This window comes from Levilactobacillus cerevisiae (assembly GCF_003946245.1).
Lineage (GTDB): Bacteria > Bacillota > Bacilli > Lactobacillales > Lactobacillaceae > Levilactobacillus > Levilactobacillus cerevisiae.
This window is the reverse complement of record NZ_RHNN01000007.1, coordinates 25,856-44,755: the sequence shown is the minus strand read 5'-3', so window position 1 is coordinate 44,755 and position 18,900 is coordinate 25,856. Positions and strand designations below refer to the sequence as shown.

Here is an 18,900-nt window from a genome sequence, read left to right as displayed (position 1 = left end):
GAGGGGGAGTTTCTGTGATTGAAATTTTGAAGCGGTGGTGGCGGAATCCATTGACCGCCTTCTACATAGCCTTGGTGCTGCTGATCCTGATTGCCTGGGAGGCCCGGGCATTCCTGTCGCTGGCTTTGTTCACCATTATTTTTATTTATCTGGGAAATGCCGCGATTACCAGAATTGAGCGCCACCTGCACATTCATCATCTGTGGTCGACGTTACTGGTCTATCTCCTATTCCTTGGCGTGTTAGCGGCGGCATTTTCACAAATTATTCCGCCGCTGGTGTCTGAGGCGTCAAACCTGCCCAGCACTATTGATAAAATTATTGACACGTACCCCCAATTACAGACGCAACTCACTAAGCTGATTAAGGACTTGTCGCAAAATGCATCCGTCATCAGCAATGGGAAGACATTGTTTAGTAGCGGAATTGGTCAAATTTCTCGGTTTAGTACGGGCGTTGAGACAGTTCTGCTGGCGTTCTTCTTCAGTTTTATTTTCAATCTGACGAAGGTTCAACTCGTCCACTTTGTTCATGCGTTTACCAAGAGTCGCTTTGCCGGGCTCTTTGTGCCCATGGGGCAGTTGATTCTAAAATTCGTGCACATCTTTGGCACGGTGATCGAAACCCAGCTACTCATCTGTACCATCAACACCGTGTTGATGGTCTTGGGACTGTGGATCATTGGCATGCCGAGCCTGTTAATCTTAGGGATCTTAGTCTTCTTCCTGGGCTTAATTCCGGTGGCCGGTGTTTTGATCTCATTGATTCCGTTAACCATTGTGGCCTTTGTGACCGGTGGACTGATCCGCGTGGTTGAAGTCTTAATTCTCGTCGTCTTAATTCACCTGTTTGAATCCTACTTTCTGCATCCACGGCTGATGGCCAACGCCACGAACCTGCCAATCTTCGTGACCTTCATCACCTTAATTGTGAGTGAGAAGATTTTTGGCGCCTGGGGCCTGATCGTGGGGGTACCCCTGGTGGCGTTCTTCTTGGACGTGTTCGATGTGCAGTTGAAACCGAAGCGGGTAACATCTGAAGAGGTTGAGCACGGCGCACATTAATTTCATTTAGCAGATAGAGCAGAAGCGGTCGAAGAATCCCAAGTGGGGGACTTCGACCGTTTTTATTTAGCACATATTATTTAACCCAGTGAATCTGACAACCGTTAGTATTCAAGCAGGCCTGAGGAGGAGGTTGAAAGTTGAAATGTAAGTATAACCTTCTACATGTCGAAGCTAGAACAAGAGAATAACGACTGTAGTTGTGTCAAAAGGCGCCATCTGACACGCATTTCGACGATATAAAGTTGGCGGACTGGATAGCACAGCCAATCCTAAGCTTAGCTTGCTCACGATTAGATAGACAGTGGCCCAGGTTGTGAACAAACGTTGCCAGTTCAGCAATAACCAGGCAATGTCAGATTGAGGAACAATCAAAACCGGAGGAGGCCAGAACTTCAGGCCGCAGGCGGTCCCCATAGCAGCCGGAATCTCTGGGAGCCGCAGGTGGCAAATCACGCACTAACTGTATGGATTTAGTCTCAGTTAACTGAGCTTTCGTCCCTTAGAAAAAAGGCCAAAATAAAAAGTCCCGCCAAGAGGCGAGACTTTTCTAAACCAGTCAGAATTAATCTTAACGGTTGTAGTATTCAACGATAAGAGATTCGTCAAGTTCTGCATCTAATTCTTCACGTTGAGGGTAGCGGGTAAGGGAACCTTCCAGCTTGTCAGCGTCGAATTGGACGTATTGTGGACGACCAACAACGGCTTCAACAGCGCCCTTGATGATGACCATGTCCTTGGACTTTTCACGAACTGAGACAACTTGGCCAACTTCTACTTCGTATGAAGGGATGTCGACACGCTTGCCATCAACAGTGATGTGACCATGGTTAACCAATTGACGAGCTTGACGACGAGTCGTTGCCAAACCTAAACGGTAAACCACGTTGTCCAGACGACGTTCGAGCAAGATTAAGAAGTTCGTACCATGGGTACCTTCAGAGATCTTGCCGGCACGCTTGAACAAGTTGTAGAATTGACGTTCAGTCATGCCGTAAGTGAACCGGAGCTTTTGCTTTTCACGCAATTGCGTACCGTATTCAGATAACTTCTTTTGACGTCCTTGACCATGATCACCAGGTGCGTAAGGACGACGGTTTAATTCTTTACCAGTGCCGGAAAGGGATACCCCTAAACGACGGGAAATACGCCAGCTTGGGCCAGTGTAACGAGACATAGATAGTTCCTCCAATAAGATATTATTTGGAGTAAAATAAGCTGTTTATAAGTTTAGTATTCGTGCAGGTTGCTTTGCAAGTTTCACCGTATGCAGCCGCAGGTTACTTCTTGAACCAATGGAACGGCAACAATCTGTTGACGAGCTTACCACTTATCGCTGCATTATTTTACACAACGACCAGTATAACCAGAACCCCTATACTTTGTCAATGTGTTTTAACAGAACCCGGGCAAATTCTTCTAAAACGGCCTGATCAGCAACAGTGAAGCGGTCCAGGCTAGGGGAGTCAATGTCCATGACGCCCAGTTGCGTGCCATCGGCCAGGGTCAGTGGCACGACCACTTCTGAGTTACTGGCAGAATCACAAGCGATGTGACCCGCAAACTGGTGCACATCAGGTACCCGTTGCACGGTCTGCGTGGCGAGAGCGGTACCACAAACGCCACTGCCATTTTCAATGTGAACACAGGCAACGTTCCCCTGGAAGGGTCCGAGAATTAAATCATCGCTGGCTTTTTGGTAGAGGTAAAAGCCGGTCCAGTTCACGTCTGTCAAGGTTTGCATGAGCAGAGCAGAAGCGTTGGCCAGGTTGGCGACGAGGTTGGTTTCCTCATATAATAGGGCATCAAGTTGTTCAGTGATTAGTGGATTGATTGCGTCACTCATAGAAAGACCTCCAAAGTTTAGGGAATAAATTGTTCGAATATAGAAAAAAACGTTAAGGGAATCGTGAAAACGTAGTGAAGCCTAGGCGTGACTTATGCTATAATCGAAATTAGATTAAATTGTAAAATGAACCGAGTGATTTTGCAACTCGTTAAATGATGAAATGCTGATGAAGGATGGGGTCAATTATGGTAGGTGTGTTAATTGGAATCGTTATACTTGCGATTGTCGTTTACGCCGGCGTACTGGTTTACCAGTCACGTATTCGCAAACAAGTAGGCGCGTTATCCACAAAAAAGGCGTCGATGGTGGAAATTCCTTTGGCGGATGAACTGAACTTGGTGGGACAGCTTAGCCTAACGGGACAGTCGTTAGAGCAGTTCCAACAACTTCAGGAAGATTACCAAGATATCACCGAGAACCGGTTCAAACGCATCGATCAGGAACTGGAACAATTGTTGAGCGATTCTCGTGGGGTGAACCTGGTTCAGCTCAAGCAGCGACTTACCAAAATTTCACTGCTGGTTAGCCAGACCGATGAGTTGGTGCAAAGCGTTCAGGCCAAACTGGCCAGCTTGCAGGAAGTCGATAAGCAACACCGAGAAGCCGTTCGTGAATTGGAAAAGAAGTATCAAGACCTGCGAAAGACGTTGTTGGCCAAGAACTTCTCTTTTGGTCCCAGTATTGATGGCTTAGAGGAACGCTTAGGCCAGCTTGAGGGAAACTTCGATACGTTTACCCGCCTCACGCAAGAAGGCGACCACGAACGTGCTGCGGATGTTTTAAGCCAACTTCAGGATGATACCACAAATCTGGAAGATTTGATTGCGGCCATCCCACCACTCTTCAAAGATTTAACGGTGGTCTACCCTGACCAAATTAAGGAACTAAAAGGTGGCTATCAACAATTGGCCGCAGAGCAGTACCAATTTGGCGACCAAGATGTGCCAGCCATGATTCATGAGATTGAGGAACACATCAAGGACAATTTGAACACGCTGACGGACTTGCGCCCAGAAGATGCCAAGGTCGTCAACGAGCGGATTGCCACGCAGATCGATCAAATTTACGAACTGATGCAGACTGAAATGGACGCCAAGGAGCCGGTTGAAAAGAACCTGGATCAAGTGGCGAAGTTTATTGCGCACGCGCAAAACCAGAGTCATTCACTGTTGAACGAATTGGACCGGTTGAGCCAGAACTACACGTTGGATCACCAAGAACTGGAAACGGCACGGGAACTCAACGAGCAGTTACGAAACATTGATGGCACCTATCAACGGGACGTGCAGGACTTATCCAGTAAGACCGCGACGTTCTCACAGGTGTTGGCAAATCAGGAACAGCAAGAAAAAGAACTCAAGCAGATTGAGGAACAACAGTCAGACATTTTAAAGAGTGTGGCCGGGTTGGCCGATGAAGAACGCCAAGCACGGGACACCCTGCAACAGTTTGATTTCAATTTACATAGCTTACGGCGTCAGGTGGAGAACCTGAATCTGCCGGGAATTCCGCAAGCCTACTTGGATTACTTCTTTGTCGTTCGTGATGAAGTGGCCCAATTGGCGACCGACATGGATCAACCACAGATCGACATGGAGCGGATCACAAAGCAGTTATTGATCATTCAAACTGATTTGGATACGTTGCAGGAAAAGACCGACGACCTGATTGACAGTTCGCAGTTGGCAGAACAGTTGTTGCAGTACGCCAACCGTTACCAAACCAGTCACGACAATGTGGCCGCTGCCAGTCGGAAGGCTTCAGACTTATTTGAGAATAAGTATCAATACGCCCAAGCCTTGGAAACGATTGCGACGGTCTTGGATGAAGTTGAACCAGGCTCATACAAGCGGTTAGAGGATGCCTATTACCAACGTAAGGGAACCTCGAAACCCAAACGACGGGCAGAAAATTAAGCCATTAACCTGTTTTAAGGAAAGTCTCACGGAACCCCATCCAGCGAGGCTTTTTTCTTGTCCTGGGATTTACTCGCAGGCACGTTGCCTTGGTATCAGCTGAAACGCAGTGGGCGTTCTATCCAAATCGCCAAACTGAAACCCTTTTCAGTCGACCTGGCGAGGAGCCCAGGCTTGTGGTTCGCTGGATTTGTGTTTATAATGAGAAAGAATTTCTATGCGGAGTCGAACCAAATAGAAGAAGGATAAGAGGGTTCAGTATGATTTATTTTGATAACAGTGCAACCACCAAGGCTGCGCCGGAAGTGGTTGATACCTACGCTAAAGTTAGCCAAAATTACTGGGGTAATCCCTCCAGTTTACACAAATTTGGTGAACAGGCATTCAACCTGTTGGAACAGTCCCGGCAACAGATTGCCGACCTAGTTGGCGCCAACCTGAGTGAAATCCTGTTCACCAGTGGCGGAACTGAAGGCGATAACTGGGCAATCAAGGGAACGGCCATGGCCAAGAAGGAATTTGGCAACCACCTGATCACCACCGAAGTGGAACATCCGGCCGTCCACAACTCCATGGAACAATTGAAGCAAGAAGGCTTTGAAGTCACCTATTTACCGGTCGATGAAAATGGCCGAGTTTCCGCTGCTGACTTGCGAGCTGCCATCAAGCCAACCACGATTCTCGTGTCCACCATGGCGGTGAACAATGAGATTGGTGCTATTCAGCCACTTGATGAAATTGCGGCTGTCATGCGCGACTTCCCCCGGATTCACTGGCACATTGATGCTGTCCAAGGGATTGGTAAGGGCATCGCCGACAAGATTTTCAACGATCGCGTCGATTTTGTCACGTTCTCTGGGCATAAATTCCATGCACCGCGGGGAATCGGCTTCATGTACAAACGCCAAGGTCGGAAAATTACGCCACTGATGGCTGGCGGTGGTCAGGAACGGAATCTGCGTTCTGGGACCGAAAACTTACCCGCGATTGCGGCGATGGCCAAGGCACTGCGGTTGTTACTGAACGACGAGAGTGCTAAGGTGCAACGCCAACGGGAGATTCGTTTGGCCATTTTGCATCACGTCGAAAAATTTGCGAACGTGACGATTTTCTCCAAGGACTTGCCCGTTTTTGCACCCCACATTCTGTGCTTTGCGATTGCTGGCGTCCGGGGTGAAACCATCGTGCACGCCTTTGAAGAACACGACATCTACATTTCTACCACCAGTGCTTGCTCATCCAAGAAGCACGTGGAATCCAGCACCCTGCAGGCCATGAAGATCGACGATGGTCTGGCAACCAGTGCCGTGCGGATTTCTTTGGACGAACACAACACCATGGCGGAAGCCGAAAAATTTAACCAAGTCTTTGACGAACTCTACACGCAGTTTGCCAAATTAAGCTAAATCACGAAAGGGGTCGCGCAATGGAATACAGTGAAATCATGGTCCGTTACGGCGAGCTGTCAACAAAGGGCAAGAACAAGAAGGACTTTATCAAACAGCTGGGGCAAAACGTCCGCAAGGCGCTCAGCCAATTTGAAAGTCTGGAAATTCATGCCCAACACGACCGTTTGCACGTTACCTTAAATGGGGCGGATTCAGAAGCCGTTATGAACCGGTTGAAGGGCGTTTTCGGAATTGAAAACTTCTCGCCATCGGTCAAGGTTGAAAAAGATATTGAACAAATTAAGGCCACGGCAATTGCCATGGTCAAAGAGTCCTTCAAGCCGGGGATGACCTTTAAGATCAACACGCGGCGGCAAGACAAAGAATTTGAATACGACACCTACCAGATGAATGGGCTCCTCGGCGATGCCGTCTTAGATGCCATTCCTGGGCTGACGGCACAAATGAAACATCCCGACCTGGAATTGCGGGTTGAAGTCCGGATGAACGGGGTCTTCCTGTCTGGTGAAACCATTCATGGGGCCGGCGGGTTGCCCGTTGGTACCGGTGGCAAGGCCGTGATGATGCTGTCCGGTGGTATTGACTCCCCCGTGGCCTCATACTATGCATTGCGGCGGGGCGTTAAAATTGACATGGTCCATTTCTTCAGTCCGCCATACACGTCCGAACAGGCGTTAGCCAAGGCCAAGGAACTGACGGCACGGCTGGCCGGCTACTCAGGTGGTATCCAGTTCATTCAGGTACCATTTACCAAGATCCAAGAAACCATCAAGGAAAAAGTGCCAGAAGGTTACCTGATGACGGTTCAACGCCGGCTGATGCTGCGGTTAACGGCAGCCATCGCCGAAAAGCGCCACGCCAAGGGTATCTTTAACGGCGAATCCTTGGGGCAAGTTGCCTCTCAAACGTTGGAAAGTATGGCCGCCATTAACGACGTGACGTCCATGCCAATCCTGCGGCCGCTGCTCTCCATGGACAAGACGGAAATCATCAAGGTTGCCGAAGACATCGACACCTATGATCTTTCCATTTTGCCATACGAGGACTGCTGTACCATTTTCACGCCGCCAGCACCCAAGACACATCCCGACTTGGAAAAGTCCCGGAAGTACGAAGGGTACATCGACGTGGAAGGCTTGATGCAAGAAGCGCTCGCCGGGATTACCGTGACGGAGATTCGGCCAGGGGACAACTACCTCAACCAAAACGAAGACGTTTTTGCGGAATTACTTTAAAATTAATTATAGAGAGGTGCTAGCGAGTTTCATTTTTGCTGGCACTTTTTGTAATCTACCCCGTCAGATGGATTTATTTGGTACGGTTATTTCACACTCAGGGGGTGGGTCCCCAGTAGGTGTTTAGCCACAATCTTGAGTTTTTCGTGATTTTGTGGCAAAACGCTTGTCATAACCCCCTATGTTGCGTGATAATTGAACCAATCAGTCGGCACAAGGCCGATAAACAACTTGAAGGGGTTGATCTGCGTGGAAGTTACACGACTCGGCGATACATTCTCTCTTTCTGGGAAGTTACCAGAAGTTGGGGATCAGTTACCAAAGTTTAAGGTGTTCGATCAGAACAATGGTAAAGTTAAGACGGCTAATTTAATTGGTAAGGTGACTTTGATTAGCGTTGTTCCTGACTTGGATACCCCCGTTTGCACGATTCAGACACGGAAGTTCACCCAACAGGCAGATCATTATCCAGCTGCCCGGTTCGCGACGATTTCAAACAACTCCATCGCGGAACAGACCGGTTGGTGTGCAGCACAAGGCGTGGAAAACGTTGACCTGCTGTCCGATGAAGAATTGTCATTTGGCTACGAAATGGGACTCTACGTTCCGAACTTGGGTAACTTGGCGCGTTCGATTTGGATTATTGACGATGCGGGCAAGATTGTTTACCGGCAAATTGTCACGGAACAATCGGATGAACCAGATTACTTGGCCGCCATCGACGCCCTCGAAAAATTCGTCCCACGTGTTGACCTTTAGACGAAAATTGCGTAAACTATGGCAAGTAGCGTTGAACAAGTCAGTAGCGTCAGTTGCACCCCAGAAGAGAGCCGGAATTGCTGGAAACCGGTGGGTGCGCTCCCGTGAACGTAGCTTGCGAGCTGTCGGACTGAACCAATAGTAAGTCCGAACCGGAGCACTCTCCGTTAACAAAGAAGTTAAGTGGGGCATAAACGCCCAATTTAGGTGGTACCGCGAAGAATCTTCGTCCTAATTTTTTAGGATGGGGATTTTTTTGTACCCAGAGACTAACTTCAAGAGTGGGACAGAAGGCGGTTAGCTGGTGAGCATTAAGGCTGATAGCCGGATAATCCTGGGTTTGGATTATTTGGCTATCAGTTTTAAGCGAAGCCAGCTGCCTTTTGTTCCACGTTTCAGCAATATAATTTTGGAGATACAACGCGATCCTGGGATTTACTCCGGACTCATTAACTTCAGGCAGACAAGAAAGGAATTGATTCAAATGGCAGATAAGCAAATTGATATGCCGACCAAGTATGACCCAACCGCCGTTGAAGCGGGACGGTACCAGACTTGGCTCGATGAAGATGTTTTCAAACCCAGTGGTGACAAAAAGGCCACGCCGTATTCAATCGTTTTACCCCCACCAAACGTTACCGGGAAGCTGCATTTAGGCCACGCCTGGGATACGACTTTACAAGACATGATCATTCGGCAAAAGCGGATGCAGGGCTTTGATACGCTCTGGATTCCGGGGATGGACCATGCCGGCATCGCCACGCAAGCCAAGGTCGAAGCCCGGTTGCGTGAACAAGGGATTACCCGTTACGACCTAGGTCGCAAGAAATTCGTTGAAAAGGTTTGGGAATGGAAAGACGAGTACGCTGCAACCATTCACAAACAGTGGGCCAAGATGGGATTGTCCCTGGACTACTCCCGCGAACGGTTTACGCTGGATGATGGCCTGTCCGATGCCGTTAAGAAGGTCTTCGTGACCCTCTACAAGAAGGGCTTAATCTACCGGGGCGAATACATCATCAATTGGGATCCCCAAGCACGGACGGCCTTATCCGACATCGAAGTTATTCACCAAGACGACAAGGGTGCCTTTTACCACGTGAAATATCCCTTCGCCGATCCAGAATACACGTTTAACGGCAAGCACTACATTGAAATTGCCACGACCCGTCCTGAAACCATGATGGGGGACACCGCCGTTGCCGTTAACCCGGATGACGACCGGTACAAGGACTTAGTTGGCAAGAAGGTTATCCTGCCATTAGCTGACCGTGAAATTCCAATCATCGCTGACCAATACGTTGACATCAATTTTGGGACCGGGATGGTTAAAATTACGCCAGCCCACGACCCGAATGACTTCTTAGTGGGTAACCGTCACAACCTTGAACGGATTAACACCATGAACGAAGATGCATCAATGAACGACAAGGCTGGCAAATACGCGGGCATGGACCGTTTTGACGCGCGGAAGGCCATGGTTGCGGACTTAGACGACCAAGGCTTACTGCTCAAGGTGGATCCAATCGTCCATTCCGTGGGTCATTCAGAACGGACTGGTGTGCAGGTTGAAGCCCGGCTGTCTACCCAGTGGTTCGTAAAAATGAAGCCACTCGCTGAAGTTGCCATCAAGAATCAAGCGGGCGACAACGCGGTTGATTTCGTGCCAGAACGGTTCGAGCATACCTTTACCCAATGGATGGAAAACGTCCACGACTGGGTTATTTCCCGTCAACTCTGGTGGGGTCACCGGATCCCAGCCTGGTACAACAAGCAGACCGGCGAAATCTACGTCAATGAAGAGGCACCAAAGGATATTGAAAACTGGGAACAGGATCCCGACGTCTTGGATACCTGGTTCTCCAGTGCCCTGTGGCCTTTCTCCACGATGGGCTGGCCAAATGAAGACAGCGCCGACTTTAAGCGCTACTTCCCAACCGACACGTTGGTTACCGGCTACGACATCATCTTCTTCTGGGTTTCCCGGATGATCTTCCAAAGCCTCGAATTTACCGGTAAGAAGCCGTTTAAACACGCGCTCATCCACGGCTTGATTCGGGCCGAAGACGGTCGGAAGATGAGCAAGTCCTTGGGCAATGGGATCGACCCAATGGACGTCATCGACAAGTACGGTGCCGACGCTCTGCGGTGGTTCCTGTCAACCGGATCAACGGCTGGTCAAGATGTTCGGTTCAGTTACGACAAAATGGACGCGGCCTGGAACTTTATCAACAAGATTTGGAATGCCAGTCGGTTTGTTATCATGAACTTGGGTGATAATACGAAGCCGGTCGTTCCCGCCGCTGACAAGTGGGACCTGACCGACAAATGGATGCTGAGCCGGTTGAACGACACGGTCAAGCACGTGACTGAAATGTTTGACAAGTTTGACTTTGGTGAAGCGGGCCGGGCCCTCTACAACTTCATTTGGAATGACTTCTGTGACTGGTACATCGAAATGAGTAAGGAAGTCTTGACTGGCGACGATGCCGATGCAAAGGCCGCCAAGCAGGACATGCTGGCTTACGTGTTGGATCAAACCTTGCGTCTGTTACAACCAATCATGCCATTCGTGACCGAGTCCATTTGGCAAGCGATGCCGCATGAGGGGCAATCTCTGGTGACGGCGGCTTACCCAGTTGACCACCCAGAATTCGACAATCCCACGGCGGAAGACGACATGACCAGTCTGATTGATTTGATCAAGGCAGTCCGGAACATTCGGGTTGAAGCAAACGCCCCAATGTCCACGCCGATTGACCTGCAAATCAAGACCAGCGACGACCAACTGCACAACGTCTTCGAAAACAACCGCGACTACATCGACCGGTTTGTTCACCCGAAGGACTTGGAAATTGGTGCCGACTTGGTTGCGCCAAAGCTGTCCATGACGGCGGTCATCACGGGTGCTGAAGTCTCAGTACCGTTAGCCGAATTGGTTGACCTGAACGACGAAGCCAAGCGCTTGGACAAGGAAGTTGCCAAGTTCACGGCCGAAGTCGACCGTGCCAAGAAGAAGTTGGGTAACGAACGTTTCGTAGCCAACGCCCCAGAAGACGTTGTGAACGCCGAACGGGAGAAGCAAGCGGACAACGAAAAGAAGTTAGCCGCAACGAAGCAACGGTTAGCGGACATTCAAGCGCAAATCTAAGCGGATTTGTTGCGAGCAAACAAGTATAATCGACCGGCAGCAACGACTCGTTGAGAGTGGTTGCTGCCGGTTTTTGTGTGCTGTGAAAGACCCAGCTGACCGGGATGCAATCCATAAAAGTAGTAGTGAATTGTTACCTGCGGCTGCCTGAGATTCCGTCTGCTGTGGGGACCGCCTGCGGCCAAAGAGCGGTCCTCCGGCTCGGTTTGAAGCCTGTCCAAAACCGACAGTCTTCAAACGCGTCCCACGGTGTAACCTGAGAAAATCACTCAGCTAACGCCGTCGACACAGCTGCCTGCATCTCTGTCCGCCTCCGGTTACGGTTGATCTTTGGCCTGACACTGAGGTGATTGTCGCTGAACTGGCAACGTTTGGTCAGAATAATCGGCCACTGTGTACGTAGTCGAAGGGAGCAGGCGTAGATAGTGTTGTCAATTTTCAAGCGTCTCGAAATTTTTTTCTTTCTGTGAATTAGATTAGGTTCGGTAGCCTAACTAACCGAATGGTGCTGGTGATTAGTCCTCAGCTTGTGGTACCTAAAGTTTCCGACGTCCGCAATCTATTAATTTGAACGAAAAAATCAAGAACACAAGTGAACAGTGAAAGTGCTATGTAAGCCGAGAGGGCGATTGTAATGAACTCAGCCGTGGGAATTGCCTTAGCGGCGGGGACTTGGCCGCTTAGGCAATTGGTATCTTTGAGACGCGCTCCTAAGCGGCTCCGGGCGCCCGCCCACAGCGTTCCGGTTCATTACAATCGCCCGGTAAGGCGAAAACAGAGCACAATTTACCGTTCACGACCAAGGGAAATCTGCTACACTGGAAACCAATGACTACTCGGGAGGTTTTCAACTTGATAGAAACATACGCCGAAGCACTAAAATTCATTCACGGCCGCGACAAGTTTAAGAAGAAGCCCACGCTAACCCGCATGCGTGAGTTCATGGCCTTGCTAGGCGACCCACAGGAACAACTGAACATGATCCACGTTGCCGGAACGAACGGCAAGGGCTCCACCGTGGCCTTCTTACGCGATTTATTCATGGCTGAGGGCCAAACGGTGGGGACCTTTACGTCGCCATTTATTACCCGGTTCAACGAGCGAATCAGTACGGATGGCGAGCCCATCAGCGATGCCGACCTGTTGGCCGACGTTCAGCGGCTCGAACCGGTTGTTGCCCAGTTGGATCAAAAACTCGGCGCTGAAGGACCAACTGAATTTGAAATCGACACGGCCCTAATGTTCTGCCACTTCGCCAGTCACCCGGTAGACGTGGTGGTAGTTGAAGTTGGGCTGGGCGGCCTGTATGATTCAACGAATATTATTACCCCGGCGGTTTCCGTGATTACCACCATCGGCATGGATCACATGAAGATTCTGGGAGACACGATTCCTGAAATTGCGACGCAAAAGGCGGGAATCATTAAGCCAGGGGTTCCCGTAGTTTGTGGCCGCCTGACCCCGGATGCACTAGCCGTGATGGATGCGACGGCCGACAGCCAGCACACCCAGGTCTGCGCCTTGGACCGGGACTTTCGGGTGAAGAACCAGCCGCATGACGAATGGGGCGAACGCTTTGCTTACAGCTGGGGCGACCGGCGCTGGCAACATTTACAAATTGATTTGTTAGGTGAATATCAAATTGATAACGCGGCAACGGCACTGACGGCATTTATTACCTATCACTTGGAGACTAAGCAGGCCGTGAACATCACCGAGATTCGCCGAGGCTTACAGCACACCGTCTGGCCGGGCCGGTTTGAACGGTTGAACGCCGAACCCCTGATTGCTATTGATGGGGCCCACAACGAGCCGGCCATGGTCGAAATGGCCCATCTTCTACGGCAACATTTCAAAGACCATGATATCTACATTATCCTGGCTGTTCTGGCCGATAAGCAGTACGAACAAATGGTGAAGACCTTGATGGGCGTGCACAACGTCCACCTGATTGCCACGCAGTTTCAGGGGCCTGGCAAACGGGCCGCTGCGACGCCGGTCGAGCTGGAGTCAGCGGTCAAGCAGTACAAACGCGTCAGCATGGCCCCCGACTGGCCAACAGCGTTAAAGACGGTATTGGCGGACGTTTCAGCCGATGATTTGGTTCTGTTAACGGGATCGTTGTATTTTATTTCGGAAGTTCGGCAATATTTTAAGGGAACCGACGAATAATTCGCCTTCTTTTACGGAGTTAACTCGTAGAGGGGTGAAAGCCATGCAACAGCTAAAGACAGCAACTAGAAACGAGCGTCAACTACTGAATCGGGTTTTAAAGAGTTTGGGATTACCAGCCGCCACGGAATGTGACCGGTTCTTCCGCTATTTTCACAGCGTCGCCGACTTGCGGTATGCCAGTCAACGGCAACGACGCGCCTACGTTGGTGGCCAGTCACGCCGGCGAAGTCTCTTAACGGCAATCGATTTAGGCCGGTGGGTCCAACAAGCGCCGCGCCCCGTTCTGGGGGAAGTGCTGGCTAGTAGTCAGTTAGGACAACTGCTCATGGATGATCTGCGTTATTTGCCACAGGAACGGGTTGAGGTGCTGGCCTTAGATGCGCGCAACCAAATCATCGCTCGTCAAACCGTCTTTCAGGGAACCCTGGACAGTTGTCCGGTTCATCCGCGGGAAATTTTTCAGGTAGCGGTGATGCATGGCGCGGCGACGATTGTCGTGGCGCACAACCATCCCAGTGGCGTACCGGAGCCGTCCAGCAACGACCTAGCCTTCATGACTCGGTTAGCGGAGTGCGGCCAGCTAATGGGAATTCCACTCCTGGATGGTTTTGTGATTGGGGTGTCGAGCTACTTTAGTTTGCGCGAAACCGGGCATTTGCCGCTCACCGGGCACTAATTTGAGCTAGGTCGTGAGTGATTAACTAGCAGAATAAATGGGGGAAAGATGTCACAACCATTAAAAACTGTTTAAAATCACTTTTAGCTATTTCTTTCTCGTTAAAAGTTCGGTATTCTTGACATTGACGACGTGTTCTCACGCTGATAGGTATGTTATAATACGTCTATCAATGTATAGAAAATAAAAAATCAATTAAAGTTTTGTTGACAATGAAGGGATGAAACACAGTGTTCGGATTAGGAACGAAAAATATTGGGATCGATCTTGGTACCGCCAATACAATTGTCTACGTTGACGGTAAGGGTATCGTTCTTCGCGAACCTTCCGTTGTCGCCAAGAACACAAAGTCTGGGGAAATTGTGTCCGTTGGTGAAGACGCACGCGCAATGATTGGCCGTACACCGGCTAGTATCGTTGCCATTCGGCCCATGAAAGACGGCGTGATTGCCGATTACGATACCACTGTTGCCATGATGAAGTACTTCATCGAGAAAACAGTTGGTAAGTCAAGCGGCAAGCCATATGTCATGGTTTGTGTGCCAAGTGGTGTAACGGAAGTCGAAAAGCGGGCCGTGATCGACGCGACTCGTGTTGCTGGTGCTCGTGACGCTTACGTCATTGAAGAACCATTTGCTGCAGCTATTGGTGCCGGGTTGCCCGTTATGGACCCAACCGGTAGCATGGTTGTTGACATGGGTGGTGGGACCACAGACGTTGCCACCATCTCCTTAGGTGGGATTGTGTCTAGCCGCTCAATCCGGGTTGCCGGTGACAAGTTGGATGATGCGATTGCGACCTATGTTCGTAGCAACTTCAACCTGTTGATTGGTGAACGGACTGCTGAAAAGCTGAAGATGGATATTGGTTCTGCTTCAGTTGAAGACGCTAGCAAGATTGACGGTGCCACTATTCGGGGCCGTGATTTAGTGACCGGCTTACCTAAGGCCGTTGAAGTCTCTGCTGTTGACGTGGCTAAGGCCATCCAAGAACCCGTTCAAGATGTCATTACGGCAATCAAGGAAACCTTGGAAGAAACCTCCCCAGAAATCGCTGCCGATGTGATTGATCACGGTATCGTCTTAACTGGTGGTGGGGCATTACTGAAGAACCTTTCTGAAGTGATTGCCGACGCAACCAAGGTGCCGGTTTCCATTGCAAGTGACCCATTAGATTGTGTGGCCGCTGGTACTGGTGAATCCTTAAAGAGTATTGATGTCATGAAGAAAAAATAGGGACTAGCGGGAAGGCAGCTTCCCGCTTCTTTATTGTGACGGTATGGGCAAAGTAAACCATACCCGCAAGATGGAGGTCAAACATGCAGAAATTTTCTCTCAATCGGCGGCTCGTTATTATCATTGTCTGCGTGATTGTTAGCTTTGCTTTGATGACGGTGTCCGTGACAATTCGTAACAAGAAGTCAACACCGCCGTTGGTTCAACAATTTGGGAACGACATTGTCGGTCTAGTCGACCGGGTCGTTGCCATTCCAACGAACGGGCTGAGTGGTTCCGTGAGCTCTGTTTCGGAGCTGCTGAACACGTATCAAGAAAACCAACAGTTGAAGAAGCAGGTCAGTGAGCTCGCCCAAACCAAGGTGCGCGACCAGACTTTGGCTAAAGAAAACAAACAACTGAAGAAAGAAATTAGTTTAAACAGTTCATTAACGGATTACACGGCCGTTTCCGCTGCCGTCATCACCCGGACCCCATCGTCTTGGCAAAACCAGGTCGTGATTAACAAGGGTTCCTCTGCTGGCGTGACGAAGAACATGCCAGTGATGTCCGGTTCCGGATTAGTGGGTCGGGTTGCCGAAGTCAACAAGACCAATTCGAAGGTTGAACTGATTACCGACAACAATGACACGGCAAACCGGTTTGCCGTCTCAATTACCACCAAGTCTGGGAAGACGGTCAACGGTGTGTTGAGCGGGTACAATTCCACGACCGGGCAAATCACGATGGATAACATTACGACCAAGGCCAAGATTGCCAAGGGCGATAAGGTTGTTACGAGTGGGCTCGGTGGTGTGACGCCAAAGGGCTTGTACGTTGGTCAAGTTGCCAAGGCAACGGGTTCCGATTACGGGTTATCCACCAAACTGTACATTACGCCGGCGACGGACTTGAGCGACCTGAACATTGTGACGGTCGCCGTAAGCAAGCAGTAGGGGGGAACCAATCGTGTATCGATTATCAAAATTACGCTTCGGCTTTCCCGTCTTCTTGTTTCTCGCACTCTTTTTAGACGGGGCCGTGAGCCAAGTCTTTAATGTGCAAATGTTCCGCTACCCCACCGCCATGGTGAGCCATTTAGTTGTGCTGTGGCTGGTGTGCGGTGCCATTTTTGAAGCGGACAACGGTGACTTTCCCATGCCGCTAGCACGTTGGGCGGCCGTTGCTGGTGCCGTCTTTGATCTGTACTATACTGGAATTTTTGGGATTTACGTCTTTATTTTTCCGTTAGTCATTTACGTGACCCGGCGACTTGTGAGCTGGATCAATCCTAACTTTTTAAGTGGGTTACTCATCTACTTCATCGACATTACGCTCGTTGAAGGATTGGGCTACGTGGCGAGTCGGGCCGTTCATCTCAATAATGCCGCTGGGAGTGCGTTCTTAGTGAACACACTCGGGCCAACATTGGCTTTAAACCTGGCCATGTTTGTCATTTTATATTTCCCCATTCGTTGGGTGTATAATTGGTTAAAATAGGTGAAGGGAACGAACGCTATGCAGGCAGCCGTATTACGCGGAACGCAAAACGGCTATGACTTGGTCCTCAAGCAATCAGCGAGTCTGGATCAAGTCTTGGTTGATTTGAAAACATTGTTAGAAAATCTCAAGGCAGATCCCCAGGCTTTGGAAAGCGCCAAGGTCTCCTTGGACGTCTTGACTGAGGACCGAATTTTGACTGCAGAGGAGAAGAGTCGCATCGAACAGATGGTGGCGCAGTATCCCCGGTTTGAAATTCACAAGATTGCCGCGAACGTGATGACGATTGCGGATGCAATTCAGTTACGGGAGCGGGAAAATGTCCACCTGTTAAGTAAAGTGATCCGCAACGGGCAGGAGGTCGTCATGAAGGGCGATGTCCTGTTCTTGGGGACGATTCACGAGGGTGGTAAGCTCCGGACGACGGGCAACATCTTTTCCATGGGGGATGTCGCTGGCATTCTTCAGGCGGGATATCCCGATGATGAGTCCAAGCTGATTATGGGAAATCTTCAAACGGCGCAACAGGTCCGGATTGCCGAGCAGTTTGACATTATTGAAGCGGATACCTTGTCCGCTTCACGGCAGACGATTGCTTACGTCAATGACTTACACGTTTTGTCGTACGGCAAGCTCGGGCAATTGAAGAAGATCAATCCGAAGTTGTATAACCAGATTGGAGGAATTTAGAAATGGGTAAAGCAATTGTAATCACCTCCGGTAAGGGTGGCGTTGGGAAGACGACGACCAGTGCCAACATCGGGACCGCGTTAGCCTTAATGGGCAAACGGGTCTGCTTGATGGACTTGGACATTGGTCTCCGGAATTTGGACGTTGTGTTGGGCCTCGACAACCGCATCATCTACGATATCGTGGATGTCGCCGAGGGCCGCGCAAAGTTACCACAAGCTTTAGTCAAAGATAAGCGGTTTGACGACAAGCTTTACTTGTTGCCAGCTGCTCAAAACACGGACAAGACCGCGCTGCAACCGGAACAGGTCAAAGAAATCGTCGACGAGTTAAAGCCCGAATACGATTACGTCTTGATCGATTGCCCCGCTGGGATTGAACAAGGATTCACCAACGCTGTTGCCGGCGCTGATGCTGCCATTGTTGTGACGACACCGGAAATTTCTGCCGTCCGCGATGCTGATCGAGTCGTTGGGTTGTTGGAACAACACCCCTTGACCGAAGCACCACGCTTGTTGATCAACCGCATTCGGCGGAACATGATGCAGGATGGTTCAATGATGGACATTGACGAAATCACGCACCATCTGGGCATTGAATTGCTGGGCATTATCTTTGATGACGATGCCGTGATCACGACCTCTAACCAGGGGGAACCCGTGGTTATGCAGACGGATAATCCCGCTGGTCAAGGCTACCGTAACGTTGCCCGCCGCTTGGAGGGTGAAACGGTTCCTTTGATGAAGATCGAAGAACAAGAGGATACGGGCTTCTGGCACCGCGTCAGCGGCTGGTTCCACCGCGGTTAGGCCTTCCGTCTCCGACTACCAGACGCCACCTGGTGGGGCAGACCTGGAGCCGAAAAGCGGTCTCCAGGGCGACTTAAAGCTATGCAAAGAATGCCTATCTTTAAGATCGGCCAGTGGACTAAATCGAGAAAATCACTCGACTAAGTCCACGCGACACCAGGTTCTGTCTGGTAGTCTCCGACCAAAAGACTGTCTGACCCCGTCTTTGATTGTTTAGGGTGGACAGTCTGCTAATATGGCTGTACTTTTATGGTTGAAGATGGCTGACGAGGTTAGCAAGAAATTGTGTCCTTGGGTTTGCATCATTATGCCTTCTCAACGCAGTCGTGTTTGCAATTTTAATTTGAATTTGTGAAAACAGGGCCTTGACAGGGGCCTGAAAAAAACGTAGTATACTGTCAATGAATGAAAAACGTTGAACGGAAGAGTAGAGTGGTTAAGGTTTCTGCAGAA

15 protein-coding genes and 2 other annotated features (1 of these 17 running past the window's edge) are annotated in these 18,900 nt (G+C 50.0%); of the genes, 13 read left to right on the top strand and 2 right to left on the bottom strand.

Going from position 1 to position 18,900, the window contains the following annotated elements:
* Positions 1 to 14 precede the first annotated feature (14 nt).
* Positions 15 to 1,064, top strand: a complete 1,050-nt coding sequence (locus EKM99_RS04320) for an AI-2E family transporter (RefSeq protein ID WP_125581304.1) — start codon at positions 15 to 17, stop codon at positions 1,062 to 1,064.
* 571 nt (positions 1,065 to 1,635) lie between these two features.
* Here the strand turns inward: EKM99_RS04320 and rpsD are convergent.
* Both rpsD and EKM99_RS04310 read right to left on the bottom strand, forming a co-directional pair.
* Positions 1,636 to 2,241, bottom strand: coding sequence for a 30S ribosomal protein S4 (gene rpsD, locus EKM99_RS04315; RefSeq protein WP_125581302.1), 606 nt, complete (start codon positions 2,239 to 2,241; stop codon positions 1,636 to 1,638).
* A 198-nt stretch (positions 2,242 to 2,439) separates the two neighbouring features.
* Positions 2,440 to 2,910, bottom strand: coding sequence for a GAF domain-containing protein (locus EKM99_RS04310; protein WP_125581300.1), 471 nt, complete (start codon positions 2,908 to 2,910; stop codon positions 2,440 to 2,442).
* Between the two features lie 188 nt (positions 2,911 to 3,098).
* Between EKM99_RS04310 and ezrA the strand changes: the two genes are divergently transcribed.
* From ezrA to minD, 12 genes are all read left to right on the top strand, one after another.
* A complete protein-coding gene (gene ezrA, locus EKM99_RS04305) occupies positions 3,099 to 4,829 on the top strand; it encodes a septation ring formation regulator EzrA (RefSeq protein WP_164511516.1) in 1,731 nt (576 codons plus the stop codon).
* A 260-nt stretch (positions 4,830 to 5,089) separates the two neighbouring features.
* Complete coding sequence (locus tag EKM99_RS04300) at positions 5,090 to 6,235, top strand: cysteine desulfurase family protein (RefSeq protein WP_125581296.1); 1,146 nt, start codon at positions 5,090 to 5,092, stop codon at positions 6,233 to 6,235.
* A gap of 20 nt (positions 6,236 to 6,255) precedes the next feature.
* Positions 6,256 to 7,473: a tRNA uracil 4-sulfurtransferase ThiI gene (gene thiI / locus EKM99_RS04295; RefSeq protein WP_125581294.1), complete on the top strand. Its 1,218-nt coding sequence runs from the start codon at positions 6,256 to 6,258 to the stop codon at positions 7,471 to 7,473.
* A 249-nt stretch (positions 7,474 to 7,722) separates the two neighbouring features.
* Entirely contained in the window at positions 7,723 to 8,232 is a 510-nt protein-coding gene (locus EKM99_RS04290; protein ID WP_125581292.1) for a thiol peroxidase, read from the top strand.
* A 22-nt stretch (positions 8,233 to 8,254) separates the two neighbouring features.
* Positions 8,255 to 8,469: a binding site (T-box leader), on the top strand.
* A 247-nt stretch (positions 8,470 to 8,716) separates the two neighbouring features.
* Positions 8,717 to 11,383 (top strand): valine--tRNA ligase, encoded by a 2,667-nt coding sequence (locus EKM99_RS04285; protein WP_125581290.1) that lies wholly within the window; start codon positions 8,717 to 8,719, stop codon positions 11,381 to 11,383.
* An 852-nt stretch (positions 11,384 to 12,235) separates the two neighbouring features.
* Positions 12,236 to 13,555 carry a bifunctional folylpolyglutamate synthase/dihydrofolate synthase gene (locus EKM99_RS04280; RefSeq protein ID WP_125581288.1) on the top strand — a complete coding sequence of 440 codons (1,320 nt, stop codon included), beginning with the start codon at positions 12,236 to 12,238 and terminating at the stop codon, positions 13,553 to 13,555.
* A gap of 43 nt (positions 13,556 to 13,598) precedes the next feature.
* Complete coding sequence (locus tag EKM99_RS04275) at positions 13,599 to 14,234, top strand: JAB domain-containing protein (protein ID WP_125581286.1); 636 nt, start codon at positions 13,599 to 13,601, stop codon at positions 14,232 to 14,234.
* 230 nt (positions 14,235 to 14,464) lie between these two features.
* Positions 14,465 to 15,469, top strand: coding sequence for a rod shape-determining protein (locus EKM99_RS04270; protein WP_125581284.1), 1,005 nt, complete (start codon positions 14,465 to 14,467; stop codon positions 15,467 to 15,469).
* Between the two features lie 83 nt (positions 15,470 to 15,552).
* Complete coding sequence (mreC, locus tag EKM99_RS04265; protein WP_125581282.1) at positions 15,553 to 16,404, top strand: rod shape-determining protein MreC; 852 nt, start codon at positions 15,553 to 15,555, stop codon at positions 16,402 to 16,404.
* Positions 16,405 to 16,417: 13 nt separating this feature from the next.
* On the top strand, positions 16,418 to 16,948 hold the full coding sequence (gene mreD / locus EKM99_RS04260; protein ID WP_125581280.1) for a rod shape-determining protein MreD: 531 nt from the start codon (positions 16,418 to 16,420) through the stop codon (positions 16,946 to 16,948).
* Positions 16,949 to 16,966: 18 nt separating this feature from the next.
* On the top strand, positions 16,967 to 17,638 hold the full coding sequence (locus tag EKM99_RS04255; protein WP_125581480.1) for a septum site-determining protein MinC: 672 nt from the start codon (positions 16,967 to 16,969) through the stop codon (positions 17,636 to 17,638).
* A gap of 2 nt (positions 17,639 to 17,640) precedes the next feature.
* Positions 17,641 to 18,447: a septum site-determining protein MinD gene (gene minD / locus EKM99_RS04250; RefSeq protein ID WP_125581278.1), complete on the top strand. Its 807-nt coding sequence runs from the start codon at positions 17,641 to 17,643 to the stop codon at positions 18,445 to 18,447.
* A gap of 406 nt (positions 18,448 to 18,853) precedes the next feature.
* Positions 18,854 to 18,900, top strand: a binding site (T-box leader) (it continues 181 nt past the right edge of the window).